At 71.8% G+C, this 12422-nt stretch carries 12 protein-coding genes; 2 read left to right on the forward strand and 10 right to left on the reverse strand.

The genetic code is table 11. The features are described from left to right. Nucleotides 1-4: 4 nt before the first annotated feature. From ASG94_RS14975 to deoC, 3 genes are read right to left on the reverse strand one after another with little or no spacing between them, the layout of a single operon-like run. On the reverse strand, nt 5-868 hold the full coding sequence (locus ASG94_RS14975; protein ID WP_056927207.1) for an aldehyde dehydrogenase family protein: 864 nt from the start codon (nt 866-868) through the stop codon (nt 5-7). Continuing rightward, the gene (locus ASG94_RS14980) at nt 868-2334 is read right to left on the reverse strand and encodes an aldehyde dehydrogenase family protein (protein WP_235537282.1); all 1467 of its coding nucleotides are present in this window, start codon (nt 2332-2334) and stop codon (nt 868-870) included. The genes ASG94_RS14975 and ASG94_RS14980 overlap by 1 nt, the downstream gene beginning before the upstream one ends. A 17-nt stretch (nt 2335-2351) precedes the next feature. Next, the gene (deoC, locus tag ASG94_RS14985) at nt 2352-3332 is read right to left on the reverse strand and encodes a deoxyribose-phosphate aldolase (protein ID WP_056927209.1); all 981 of its coding nucleotides are present in this window, start codon (nt 3330-3332) and stop codon (nt 2352-2354) included. Nucleotides 3333-3397: 65 nt separating this feature from the next. On the opposite strand from deoC, the gene ASG94_RS14990 reads away from it, so the two are divergent. Next, nucleotides 3398-3991, forward strand: a complete 594-nt coding sequence (locus ASG94_RS14990) for a hypothetical protein (RefSeq protein WP_056927210.1) — start codon at nt 3398-3400, stop codon at nt 3989-3991. Nucleotides 3992-3998: 7 nt separating this feature from the next. Here ASG94_RS14990 and ASG94_RS14995 read toward each other — a convergent pair whose 3' ends face one another. Beyond that, nucleotides 3999-5657: a phospho-sugar mutase gene (locus ASG94_RS14995; protein WP_056927211.1), complete on the reverse strand. Its 1659-nt coding sequence runs from the start codon at nt 5655-5657 to the stop codon at nt 3999-4001. Nucleotides 5658-5698: 41 nt separating this feature from the next. Here ASG94_RS14995 and ASG94_RS15000 point away from each other — a divergent pair, with 41 nt between their 5' ends. Further along, entirely contained in the window at nt 5699-7018 is a 1320-nt protein-coding gene (locus ASG94_RS15000) for a DUF2252 domain-containing protein (protein ID WP_056927212.1), read from the forward strand. Between the two features lie 22 nt (nt 7019-7040). Here ASG94_RS15000 and ASG94_RS15005 read toward each other — a convergent pair whose 3' ends face one another. From ASG94_RS15005 to ASG94_RS15030, 6 genes are all read right to left on the reverse strand, one after another. Continuing rightward, nucleotides 7041-8024: an aldo/keto reductase gene (locus tag ASG94_RS15005; RefSeq protein WP_200958119.1), complete on the reverse strand. Its 984-nt coding sequence runs from the start codon at nt 8022-8024 to the stop codon at nt 7041-7043. Nucleotides 8025-8057: 33 nt separating this feature from the next. Continuing rightward, the gene (locus tag ASG94_RS22570) at nt 8058-8435 is read right to left on the reverse strand and encodes a MerR family transcriptional regulator (protein ID WP_056927213.1); all 378 of its coding nucleotides are present in this window, start codon (nt 8433-8435) and stop codon (nt 8058-8060) included. Nucleotides 8436-8475: 40 nt separating this feature from the next. Further along, the gene (locus ASG94_RS15015; protein WP_056927214.1) at nt 8476-10083 is read right to left on the reverse strand and encodes an AMP-binding protein; all 1608 of its coding nucleotides are present in this window, start codon (nt 10081-10083) and stop codon (nt 8476-8478) included. Between the two features lie 68 nt (nt 10084-10151). Next, nucleotides 10152-10514 carry a hypothetical protein gene (locus ASG94_RS15020; protein WP_056927215.1) on the reverse strand — a complete coding sequence of 121 codons (363 nt, stop codon included), beginning with the start codon at nt 10512-10514 and terminating at the stop codon, nt 10152-10154. Between the two features lie 19 nt (nt 10515-10533). Continuing rightward, nucleotides 10534-11421 (reverse strand): phosphotransferase enzyme family protein, encoded by an 888-nt coding sequence (locus ASG94_RS15025; RefSeq protein ID WP_156411592.1) that lies wholly within the window; start codon nt 11419-11421, stop codon nt 10534-10536. Nucleotides 11422-11512: 91 nt separating this feature from the next. Further along, on the reverse strand, nt 11513-12422 hold a 910-nt coding region (locus tag ASG94_RS15030; RefSeq protein WP_235537283.1), incomplete at its 5' end, for an HNH endonuclease signature motif containing protein.

Raw genomic sequence — 12422 nt, forward strand, 5'->3', positions numbered from 1 at the left:
CCGCTCAGATCCCGATGGGGTGCCAGACCGTCTTGGTCTCCAGCCAGTCGGTGAGCCGGTCGGTGCCGGGCGTGGCCAGCCAGTCGACGTCGGCGAGCGGGGCGCGGCGTACGCGCTTGAGGTTGTCGGCCGCGGCCACCTCGAGCGAGGTCGCCAGCCCGGCGTCCTCGACCCCGGTGAGGTCGAGGCCGTTGACGTCCATGTGCGAGGCCAGCCACGGGGCGACCTCTGCGACCGAGCCGGTCAGCACGTTGACCACGCCGCCGGGCAGGTCGGAGGTGGCCATCACCTCGCCCAGCGTGATCGCGGTGAGCGGGTGCGCCTCGCTCGCGATCACGACGCAGGTGTTGCCGGTCGTGATGATCGGCGCGACCACGCTCACGAGCCCGAGGAGCGGGCCGCGCGGGGCGACCACGGCCACCACGCCGGTCGGCTCGGGGGAGGAGATGTTGAAGTAGGGCCCGGCGACCGGGTTGGCGGTGCCGACCACCTGGGTGATCTTGTCGGCCCAGCCGGCGTACCAGACCAGCCGGTCGATCGCGGCGTCGACGGCGGCGTTGGCCTTCGAGGCGGAGACGCCCTCGGTGGCGCGCAGCTCGGCGACGAACTGGTCGCGCCGGCCCTCGAGCACCTCGGCGATGCGGTAGACGACCTGGCCGCGGTTGTAGGCCGTGCGTCCCGACCAGCCGCCGAAGGCCTTGCGGGCCGCCACGACGGCGTCCCGGGCGTCCTTGCGCGACGCCTGCGAGGCGTTGGCTACCCACGCGCCCTTGGCGTCGTTGACGGTGTACGTGCGACCCGACTCCGAGCGGGGGAAGGCGCCGCCGATGTAGAGCTTGTAGGTCTTCTTCACGTCGATGCGCGCCATCAGGCGTCCGCTCCCTTCAGGTACGCCGCCAGGCCGGGCAGGCCACCCTCGCGGCCGTAGCCCGACTCCTTGTAGCCGCCGAACGGCGACGTCGGGTCGAACTTGTTGAACGTGTTGGCCCACACGACGCCGGCCCGCAGGTGGTTGGCCATCCACAGGATGCGCGACCCCTTGTCGGTCCAGACGCCGGCGGAGAGGCCGTACGGCGTGTTGTTGGCCTTCTCGACCGCCTCGGCGGGGGTGCGGAAGGTCAGCACCGAGAGCACCGGGCCGAAGATCTCCTCGCGGGCGATGCGGTGGGCCTGCGTGACGCCGGTGAAGACGGTCGGCGGGAACCAGAAGCCACGCTGGGGCAGCTCGCACGCCGGGGACCAGCGCTCGCCGGCCCCGGAGACCTCCTGCTCGCCGATGTCGGAGAGCGCGCGGATCCGGGCCAGCTGCTCGGCGGAGTTGATCGCGCCGACGTCGGTGTTCTTGTCGAGCGGGTCGCCGATGCGCAGCGTGGACATGCGGCGCTTGAGGCGCTCCATGACCTCGTCCGCGACGTTCTCCTGCACCAGCAGGCGCGACCCCGCGCAGCAGACGTGACCCTGGTTGAAGAAGATTCCCGTGACGATGCCCTCGACGGCCTGGTCGATGGGGGCGTCGTCGAAGACGATGTTGGCGGCCTTGCCGCCGAGCTCGAGGGTGACCTTCTTGCGGGTGCCGGCGACGGCGCGCGCGATGGCCTTGCCGACGTCGGTGGAGCCGGTGAAGGCCACCTTGTCGACGTCCGGGTGGGAGACCAGCGCCTGGCCGGTCGCGCCGGCCCCGGTGACGATGTTGACCACGCCGGGCGGCAGCTCGGCCTGCTGGCAGATCTCCGCGAAGAGCAGCGCGGTCAGCGGGGTGGTCTCGGCGGGCTTGAGGACCACCGTGTTGCCGGCGGCCAGCGCGGGGGCGACCTTCCAGGCCAGCATCAGGAGCGGGAAGTTCCACGGGATGACCTGGCCGGCCACGCCGTGGGCCTGCGGGTCGGCGCCGAGGCCGGCGTGCTCGAGCTTGTCGGCCCAGCCCGCGTAGTAGAAGAAGTGCGCGGCGACGGTCGGGATGTCGACGTCGCGGGACTCCTTGATCGGCTTGCCGTTGTCGAGCGACTCCAGCACGGCGAGCTCGCGACCGCGCTCCTGGATGATCCGCGCGATGCGGAACAGGTACTTCGCGCGCTCGCTGCCGGGCATCCGCGACCAGACGCGGGTGTAGGCGCGGCGGGCGGCCTTGACCGCCAGGTCGACGTCGGACTCGTCGGCCTCGGCGACCTCGGCGAGGACCTCCTCGGTCGCGGGGCTGATCGTCTTGAAGCTCGAGCCGTGGCCGTCGACGAACTCGCCGTCGACGAACAGGCCGTACGACGGCTTGATGTCGACGATCGAACGCGACTCGGGGGCCGGGGCGTACTCGAAGAACGGGGTGGAGGTGTCGGGCACCTTGACCATGATCTGCCTCAGTCCAGGGTGAAGTAGTCGGGACCGGAGTAGCGGCCGGTCTGCATCTTGGTGCGCTGCATCAGCAGGTCGTTGAGCAGCGTGGAGGCTCCGAAGCGGAACCAGTCGGGGTCGAGCCAGTCGGGGCCGGCGACCTCGTTGACCATCACGAGGTACTTGATGGCGTCCTTGGACGCGCGGATCCCGCCCGCCGGCTTGACGCCGACCATCTGTCCGGTGCTCTCGCGGAAGTCCCGGACGGCCTCGAGCATGATCATCGTGACCGGCAGCGTGGCCGCCGGCTGCACCTTGCCCGTGGAGGTCTTGATGAAGTGGCCGCCGGCCATCATCGCCAGCCACGAGGCCCGGCGGACGTTGTCGTAGGTCTGCAGCTCGCCGGTCTCGAAGATGACCTTGAGGTGGGCGTCGTCGCCGTCGGGGCGGGCGCAGGCCTCGCGCACGGCGACGATCTCGTCGTACACCTGCTGGTAGCGACCGGCCAGGAAGGCGCCGCGGTCGATGACCATGTCGATCTCGTCGGCGCCGGCCTCGACCGCGTCGCGGGTGTCGGCCAGCTTGATGTCGAGGGCGGCGCGACCGCTCGGGAAGGCGGTGGCGACCGCAGCGACGTGCACGCCCGAGTCGCCGAGGGTCTGCTTGGCGGTCGCGACCATGTCGGGGTAGACGCACACGGCCGCGGCGGCGGGGCAGGACGGGTCGGCGGGGTCGGGGCGCATCGCCTTGGAGGCCAGCGCCCGGACCTTGCCGGGGGTGTCCTGGCCCTCGAGCGTCGTCAGGTCGACCATGCGGATCGCGAGGTCGATCGCGAACTCCTTGGCGGACGTCTTGATCGACCGGGTGCCCAGGCCTGCGGCGCGGGCCTCCGCGCCGACCTGGTCGACCCCGGGGAGGCCGTGGAGGAAGCGGCGCAGGGAGGACTCGGACGAGGTGATGTCGTCGAAGACCCCTGCACTCGCCGTTGAGGCAGAAGTGGTCGTCACCGACCCAGCATAGGGTTGGTGACGGCCTCGTGGACAAACCGCGCGGACCCCCCGAAGGAGCGTGGATGCAGGAGAAGCCGGTGGAGGAGTTCCACCCGACGAGTGGACGCGTGACGGGCGTCCTGGTGCTGCTGGTCGCCGGTGTCGCGGTCGTCGTGAGGCTCGCGGACCCGGGCTCGGTCGCGGCCCCGGTCGTCGCCGGCGCGGTGCTGGCGGCGGTCCTCGCCTGGGCCTCGATGCTGCGCCCCGCGCTGTGGGTGACCCGGGACGACCTCGTCATGCGCAACATGCTGGAGACGGTCCACATCCCGCTCGCGGCGGTCGAGCAGCTGGCCGTGCGGCAGGTGCTGGCGGTGCGGGTGGCGGACAAGCGGTACGTCTCCACCGTCGTCGGGCGGCCCTGGCGCCGGGCCGTGCGCAGCAAACGGTCCGGGAGCGCCCACGCCGAGGGCACGCCGGCCAAGGACCTCGGCTACGCCGACTTCGTGGAGCAGCGGCTCCACGTCCTGATGGACGAGGCACGCACCGAGGCCGGGGTGCGCGCGCTGTCCGAGGAGCAGCTGGCGCTGGCCGCGGGAGTACGCCGCGAGCCGGCGCTGCTGCCGATCGGGCTGAGCGGGGCCTCGCTGCTGGCCTTCGTGGGGACGCTGCTGCTCTGAGCGACCCTCAGAGGCCCGCGGCGGCCTTGACGTCGGCCGCGATCGCGTCGAGCCGTCCGGCCGCGGCGATCCGCGCCGCGTCGACGCCGTCGGCCGGGTCGACCGGCACGACGACCTCGAGGTAGCACTTGACCTTGGGCTCGGTGCCGCTCGGGCGGACGATGACCCGGGCGCCGTCGGCGAGCGAGTAGCGCAGCCCGTCGGTGGGCGGCAGGGCGTCGCTGCCCAGGGAGAGGTCGTCGACGCGCTCCACGGCCAGCCCGCCCAGCGTGGTCGGTGGGGTGCTGCGCAGCCGCTCCATCGTCGCGCCGATGGCGGCGAGGTCGTCGAAGCGCACCGAGACCTGGTCGGTCGCGTGCAGGCCGTGCTCGAGGGCGATGTCGTCGAGGAGGTCGGTGAGCCCCCGGCCCTCGGCCTTGGCCGCGGCCGCGCGCTCGCAGACCAGCAGGAGTGCGGAGACGCCGTCCTTGTCGCGCACGTGCTCGGGGTCGACGCAGTAGCCCAGCGCCTCCTCGTAGCCGAAGGCCAGCCCCTCGACGCGACCGATCCACTTGAAGCCGGTGAGCGTCTCCTCGTGCGGCTGGCCGGCCGCGGCGGCCATCTTGGCCAGCAGCGACGACGAGACGATGGAGTTGGCGTAGGTGCCCTGCACCCCGCGCGAGAGCAGGTGGTGGCCCAGCAGTGCGCCCACCTCGTCGCCACGCAGCATCCGCCAGCCGTGCGGGCCGGGCACCGCCACGGCGCACCGGTCTGCGTCGGGGTCGTTGGCCACGACGAGGTCGGCGCCCTTCTCGGCGGCCAGGGCCATCGCCAGGTCCATCGCGCCCGGCTCCTCGGGGTTGGGGAAGGCGACGGTCGGGAAGTCGGGGTCGGGCTGCTCCTGCTCGGCCACGACGTACGGCGCGGAGAAGCCGGCCGTCTCCAGGGCCTGCGCCACCGCGGTTCCGCCGACGCCGTGCAGGGGCGTGTAGACGGTGACGAGGTCCCGCGGTCCGTCGGCGGCCAGCTCGGCCACGGTGTCGAGGTAGCGGTCGACGATCCGCTCGTCGACGACGGTGCCCTGCCCGCCGCGGGGGACGTCGGCCAGCGCGCCCACGGCGGCGATCCGCTCGGCGATGCCGGTGTCGGCGGGCGGGACGATCTGGCTGCCGTCGCCGAGGTAGACCTTGTAGCCGTTGTCCTGCGGCGGGTTGTGGCTCGCGGTGACCATGACGCCCGCGACGCAGCCCAGCTCGCGGATCGCGTAGGCGAGCAGGGGCGTGGGCAGCGGTCGCGGCATCGTCACGGCCGAGAAGCCGGCACCGGTCATCACCTCGGCGGTGTCGCTGGCGAAGACGTCGCTGTTGTGCCGCGCGTCGTAGCCGATGACGACGGTGCCCCCGCCGGCCCCGGTGTCGCGCAGGTACGCCGCGAGGCCGGCCGCGGCGCGGATCACGACGACGCGGTTCATCCGGTTGGGCCCGGCACCGAGGGCGCCGCGCAGGCCCGCCGTACCGAACTCCAGGGTGCCGGAGAAGCGGTCCGCCAGGTCGGCGGTGTCGCCGCTGGCCTCGACGTCGGCGACCACGGCCTCGAGCTCGGCCCGGGTGGCCGGGTCCGGGTCCTCGGCGGCCCAGGCGCGGGCGAGGTCGAGGAGGCGGGTGCTGTCGTCGGCGGCGCTGCTCATGGAGGCACGGTATCGGCCGCGCCGGGGTCTAGATTGCGCGCATGGCACCGTCGAGCACCTCCGCACGCACCGACACGATCATCGAGGTCATCCGGGAGGCGTTCGCGCCCCTGATGCGCGCCGACCCCGTGGCCTTCCGGGCCAAGTACCGCAAGATGGCGCTGGACCCGCACGCGTTCTACCGCGGCTCCGCCTGCCTCTACTACAACGACGTCACCCAGGAGCCCGACGAGTGGTCGCGGCACGGGGCCGAGCGGATCTGGATCCACGGGGACCTGCACGTGGAGAACTTCGGGACCTACCTCAACTCCGACGGCCGGCTGATCTTCGACGTCAACGACTTCGACGAGGCCTACCTCGGTCGCTTCGTGTGGGACCTCCAGCGCTTCGCCGCCAGCCTCGCGCTGGTCGGGTGGCAGAAGGCGCTGCCGGAGGACGCCGTGCGCAAGCTCGTCGCCCGTTACCTGCGCTCCTACCTGTCGCAGGTCGACCACTACGCCGGCACCGACTCCGACGACGACTTCGCCCTCAACCTCGAGAACGCCGACGGTCCGGTGCTGGTGGCCCTCGAGCGTGCCCGCGCCCTGCGCCGGGCCGACCTGCTCGACGAGGTGACCGTGCTGGCCAAGGGGACCCGCCGCTTCCTCGAGGACGGGACGGCGCGCCGGCTGGGACGGGACGAGAGGACCCAGGTCGTGGGTGCGTTCCGCTCCTACCTCGACACGATCCCGACGTCCAAGCGCTTCGACCGGGCGCTGTTCTACGAGCTGCGCGACGTGGTCGGCAAGTCCGGCTTCGGCATCGGCAGCGCGGGGCTGCCGGCGTACAACGTCCTCGTCGAGGGCTACAGCCAGGCGCTGGACAACGACGTCGTGCTGTCGATGAAGCAGGCCAACGTCCCGGCGGTCTCGCGGTTCGTCGACACCGCGGAGGTGGACGCCTACTTCAAGCACGAGGGGCACCGCACCGTGGTGAGCCAGCGCGCGCTGCAGGTGCACACCGACCCGCTGCTGGGCTACACCGACATCGACGGCACCGGGTACGTCGTGAGCGAGGTGTCGCCGTACGAGGTCGACCTCGACTGGTCCAACATCAACGAGCCGGAGGACATGCGCGCCGTCGTCGACCTGCTGGGCCGGGCGACCGCGAAGATCCACTGCGCCTCCGACGAGGACAGCGACCAGGACCTGGTGGACATCCAGGTCGAGGCCGCCATCGTCGACTCGCTGAAGGGCCGGCGCCGCGAGTTCGGCGACTGGTTGTCCCAGTGGGGCATCGACTACGCGATGCGGGTCCGCCAGGACCACTCGCTGTTCGTTGACGCCTTCCGCGAGGGCCGGATGGGGATGGCCTCGACCTGAGGCCACCCCCCGTTCCTGGGTCTCAGGCGTCGATGCTCGACATGTCCCCGTAGCGGTCGCCGACGACGGCGTCGCGCGGGACGGCCGCGTCCAGGTCCGCCAGGTCGTCGGCGGTGAGCTCGACGTCCGCGGCGCCGACGTTCTCCTCGAGGTAGGCCACCCGCTTGGTGCCGGGGATCGGGACGACGTCGTCGCCTTGGGCCAGCACCCAGGCGAGGGCGAGCTGGCCCGGGGTGGCGCCCTTCTCGTCGGCGATGGCCGTGATCTTGTCGACCAGCGCCAGGTTGGCCTCCAGCCCCTCGCCGTTGAGACGGGGGAAGTAGGCGCTGTTGCGCGAGTCGTCCTCGGACAGGGTGCCGGGACGGATGGCGCCGGTGAGGATGCCGCGCCCCAGCGGGGAGTAGGGGACCAGGCCGATCCCGAGCTCGCGCAGGACGGGGAGGATCTCGTCCTCGAGGTCGCGGGTGAACAGCGAGTACTCGGTCTGGAGCGCGGTGATCGGGTGCGTGCCGTGGGCCTTGCGGATGTTGACCGCCGACGCCTCGGACAGCCCGAGGTGACGGACCTTGCCGGCCTGCACCAGCTCGGCCATCGCGCCGACGGTCTCCTCGATCGGGACCGCCTTGTCGACGCGGTGCTGGTAGTAGAGGTCGATGTGGTCCACGCCGAGGCGCTGGAGGCTGGCGTCGCAGGCCGCGCGGACGTACTCCGGCTTGCCGTTGATGCCTACGCGGGTGCCGTCGGGCCGCCGCTCGTTGCCGAACTTGGTGGCCAGCTGCACCTCGTCGCGGCGGCCGGCGATGGCCTTGCCGACGAGCTGCTCGTTGGTGAAGGGGCCGTACATGTCGGCCGTGTCGAGGAACGTCACGCCCAGGTCGAGGGCGCGGTGGATGGTGTCGATGCCCTGCTGCTCGTCCGCCGAGCCGTAGAACTCGCTCATGCCCATGCAGCCGAGGCCCATGGTCGAGACGGTCAGGTCACCGAGCTGTCGCTTCTGGATCGTCATGGCCCGAGTCAACGCCTTGGAGCGCGCTCGAAGTCAAGCGATGCGGGTGACGTCCGAGGCCCGCTCGTAGAGCTCGACCTTGAGGTCGATGGCGCTGAGGTGCTCGCGGACCTCGTCGAGCCGGCGCAGCACCCGCTCGCGGTGGGCGCGCAGGAGGTCGAGGCGCTCGGCCTCGTTGCCGGAGCCGGCGCGGACCAGGTCGGCGTACCGCTTGACGTCGCGGATCGGCATGCCGGTGGCCCGCAGCTTGGAGATCAGCGTGATCCAGGCGAGGTCGCCCTCGTCGTAGGCCCGGTGGCCGGAGGCGGAGCGGCGCACGGGCGTGCGCAGCAGGCCGTCGCGCTCGTAGTAGCGCAGCGTGTGGGCGGTGAGGCCGGTGCGCTCGGCGGCCTCGGCGATGGTCAGGCTCATGGGTCCAGTGTGCGGCGTCGCGCGCGCGGCACAAGTCCGGTCACAGGCCGAGGAGGCGGGTGGTCTCGGCGCGCATCTCCACCTTGCGGACCTTGCCGGTGACGGTCATGGGGAACTCCTCGACGACCATCACGTAGCGGGGGATCTTGTAGTGCGCCAGCTTGCCGGTGGCGAACTCGCGCAGCGCGGGCGCGTCGAGCGGGGCGGCGCCGGGACGCATCCGCAGCCAGGCGCAGAGCTCCTCGCCGTACTTCTCGTCCGGCACCCCGACCACCTGGACGTCCTCGATGTCGGGGTGGGTGTAGAGGAACTCCTCGATCTCGCGCGGGTAGATGTTCTCGCCGCCGCGGATGACCATGTCCTTGATCCGGCCGGTGATGGAGAGGTTGCCGGCCTCGTCCATGACCGCGAGGTCGCCGGTGTGCATCCACCCGTCGCGCAGCACCTCGGCGGTCTTCTCCGGCTCGTCCCAGTACCCCAGCATCACGGAGTAGCCCTTGGTCGCGAGCTCGCCGGACTCGCCGCGCGGCACGGTCTCGCCGGTGAGCGGGTCGACGACCTTGACCTCGAGGTGGGGGCCGACGCGGCCGACCGTGCCGACCTTGACGTCGAAGGCGTCGTCGGTGCGGGTCTGGGTGGAGACCGGGGAGGTCTCGGTCATGCCGTAGCAGATCGTCATCTCGGTGATGCCGGCGTCGATGAGCTTGCGCATCATCTCGGCGGGGCAGGGCGAGCCGGCCATGATCCCGGTGCGGACGGTGGAGAGGTCGTATGACGCGAAGTCGGGCAGGGCCCACTCGGCGATGAACATGGTGGGGACGCCGTACAGGCTCGTGCAGCGCTCCTGCGTCACCGCGGCGAGCGTCAGCGCGGGGTCGAAGCCGGGCGCGGGGATCACCATCGTGGAGCCGTGGGTGAGGGCCGCGAGGTTGCCCATCACCATCCCGAAGCAGTGGTAGAACGGCACCGGGATGCAGATCCGGTCCTCGTGGGTGTAGCGGCAGATCTCGCCGACGAACCAGCCGTTGTTGAGGATGTTGCGGTGGCTGAGGGTCGCGCCCTTGGGGAACCCGGTGGTGCCGGAGGTGTACTGGATGTTGATGGCGTCGTGGGGGTCGAGCGTCTGCTCGCGCTCGTCCAGGTCGCCGTCGGTCAGGTCGTCACCGGCTGTCAGGAGGTCGTGCCACTGCTCGGCGCCGAGCACGGTGCTGGCGGTCAGGGCGGTGCACTCGGCGCGCACCTCGTCGAGCATCGCGACGTAGTCGCTGGTCTTGAAGCGCTCGGCCAGGAAGAGATGGCTGATGCCCGCCTGGTTGAGCACGAAGGCCAGCTCGTGGGTGCGGTAGGCCGGGTTGATGGTCACCAGCACCGCGCCGATGCGTGCGGTGGCGAGCTGGACGATGGTCCACTCGGCGCAGTTGGGGGCCCAGATGCCGACCCGGTCGCCCTTCGCGGTGCCGCCGGCGAGCAGGGCCTTCGCCACGCGGCGTACGTCGGCGTCGAGCTCGGCCCACGTCCACCGGCGGCCGCTGCTGACCTCGACCAGCGCCTCGTGGTCGGGGTGCTGCTCGACCGTGCGGGTCAGGCACGCCCCGATCGTCTCCTCGAGCAGGGCGGGGGTGGTCTCTCCGACGGCGTACGAGTCCATGGCGACACCCTAGTGACCGGCGTCACCCCGTGGATCCCTGGCGTGGGCGGTCTCGGGCCCGGGTGTCGTCAGGTGAGGTCCACGCGGTGACGTCGGGCCAGCATCGCCTCGGCGATGCGTTGCTCGGCGGCGCTGCGGTCGGCCCGGTCCATGTTGAGGACGTCGGCGCCGACGATCCACGACACGGCCACCTCGGTCCGCGGTGAGGGGTCGGCCGGTCCGCGGACGACGCCCAGGGACCAGCAGCAGCCCGCCGGGAGGTTCGAGCCGAGCCAGCGCAGCACCTCGGGCAGGTCGGCGTCGGTGATGAGCCTGCTGTGCACCGACCACGAGGTGTCCGGTGCCCCGCTGCCCTCGTACACGAAGACGAGGAAGTGGCCGCCGCTGCGCTCGTGGCCCAGGAGCCGCTCGTCGATCTCGTGGACCTGCATCGCGCGAGCGTAGACGGACTCAGCGCCGGCCGTCGCCGATCTCTGCCAAGCGCCGGCGGGCGTCGTCGAGGCCCTTCTCGTTGTCCGCCTGCTCGACGCCACCGGTGAGGTCGCGGGCAGTCACGCGGCGGGCGAAGTAGACCCCCTGGACGGCCTCGCGCATGCGGCGGAAGGCATCCAGGTGCTGCATCTCCTCGGGCGCGAGGGGGCCTCGCTCGGCGTAGGTGCCGAGGAAGGCCCGTCCGTGGTCGGGACCTCCGAGGTACATCACCGCTGACGCGACGTCGTACAGGACCGGGCCCCGGCGGGCACCGGCCCAGTCGATGAGGCCGGTGACCCCGGTGGAGTCGTCGTGCACGAAGGCCTCGGGGGCCGGGTCGGTGTGGAGGACGGACCAGGTGAGGGTCAACCGGTCCGTCTCGGCACGGACGGCGTCCACCGCCTCGGCCAGCCAGGGGTGCCTGGTCACCTCGGGGAGACCGGGGTCGAGCCACTCGGCCATGAAGTGCCTGTCGCTGTGGTCGCTCTGCTCGCTCGACGGGTCGCCGGCGCGGTGGACGGCTGCCAGCGTGGCGGCGATCCGGCGCTGCTCGTCGTCGGTCTCGCCGTCGAGCTCGCGACCGGGGACGTGCTCGAGCAGGACCAGGGCCTGATCCGCCAGCGCGATGCGCCCGTCCCGCGTCGGCACCGGGCGCCCCGTCACGACGCCGGCGTCCGCGAGCGAGGCGGCCACCTCGCACCCGGCCACCAGGTCGTCGAGGGCAGTGGCGGGGACGTGCTTCGCGACGTACGCCGTCCCGTCGTGCTCGACCAGCCAGGTGTCGGAGTTCATCCCGCCCTCCAGCGGCCGGACCGCGACGGAGTCCATGCCCCAGTGGCTGAGCAGGGTGGCGGCCACGTCGATCACGCCGGACACCCTCGCACGGTGGCCCTCACCTGGGTACTGACATACCGATGACCCCGCAGGTGGCCGGTCTGCAGGGTACGGGGCGTGGTGGCTACTGGTCGGGCGGGTCCGCGGTGGTGCCGGGCTCGGGCCACGCGCGCCCAGTGCCTCGGCTCCCGGTGTGGTCGCGCAGGTAGGTGAAACCGAGCGGACTGGTCCAGGTGAAGACACCCGGCTCGCCCATCTCGTAGCGCCACCGACCGTGGGTCTTCAACCGGTGGTGCCGTCGACACAGGGCGGCCAGGTTGTCGGTGGACGTCTGGCCACCGTGGTCGGAGTGATCGTGGTCGTAGGGGACGATGTGGTCGAGATCGCAACGCCTCGCGTTGCGGCCGCACCACGGGAACACGCACGTCCCGTCGCGGGCGATCACGTGCTCGCGGATCTTCTCGGTGGGCTCGTAGCCCCGGCACTCGAGTCGCTCGCGGAGGTCGATGACCGGCTTGACGACCACGGCCACGTCGGGGCGTCCGCACCAGGCGCGGATCTGCTCCACCGACAGCACCCGTCGTCCGGCCTGCTCGATCCGCCCGACCAGCGCCTCTCTGATCTCCTGGTCGTGGTGGGTGATCGCGTCGGCGGACAGGTGGGCGTGGAGCACAACCTGGGTGACCGGCGCGGACGGGGTGGCCGGGGTGGCCGGGGCAGAGTCGCAAGCGGACCCAGTCGGGGCGTCGCCGTCGGCCCGGGGGTTGTCGTCGAAGCCGATGGTGAGCTGGTGGCGCGCCAGGTCGCCCAACGCGGTGGCGCGGCGTCCGTCGACGTTGTCGGTCGACCCCAACCTCGCCAGATGCTCGGCGCCCGACTGCACCGCCGCGGCCAGTGCGAGGGCGTCGGGGATCTCCAGGCTGGCCTCGAGCCCCATGGTCCCGTCGTAGGAGGCCTGCTGGGTGTCGAAGGTGACGTGCCGCTTGTCCGCACTCTTCTCCAGGGCATCAGCCACCTGATCGGGCATGAACCGC

The organism is Nocardioides sp. Soil805, assembly GCF_001429625.1.
Lineage (GTDB): Bacteria > Actinomycetota > Actinomycetes > Propionibacteriales > Nocardioidaceae > Nocardioides.

Coding starts and splice junctions, on each gene's coding strand:
- ASG94_RS14975 (WP_056927207.1), bottom strand. CDS start 868: ATGGCGCGCATCGACGTGAAGAAGACCTACAAGCTCTACATCGGCGGC.
- ASG94_RS14990 (WP_056927210.1), top strand. CDS start 3,398: ATGCAGGAGAAGCCGGTGGAGGAGTTCCACCCGACGAGTGGACGCGTG.
- ASG94_RS14995 (WP_056927211.1), bottom strand. CDS start 5,657: ATGAGCAGCGCCGCCGACGACAGCACCCGCCTCCTCGACCTCGCCCGC.
- ASG94_RS15000 (WP_056927212.1), top strand. CDS start 5,699: ATGGCACCGTCGAGCACCTCCGCACGCACCGACACGATCATCGAGGTC.
- ASG94_RS15005 (WP_200958119.1), bottom strand. CDS start 8,024: ATGACGATCCAGAAGCGACAGCTCGGTGACCTGACCGTCTCGACCATG.
- ASG94_RS22570 (WP_056927213.1), bottom strand. CDS start 8,435: ATGAGCCTGACCATCGCCGAGGCCGCCGAGCGCACCGGCCTCACCGCC.
- ASG94_RS15015 (WP_056927214.1), bottom strand. CDS start 10,083: ATGGACTCGTACGCCGTCGGAGAGACCACCCCCGCCCTGCTCGAGGAG.
- ASG94_RS15020 (WP_056927215.1), bottom strand. CDS start 10,514: ATGCAGGTCCACGAGATCGACGAGCGGCTCCTGGGCCACGAGCGCAGC.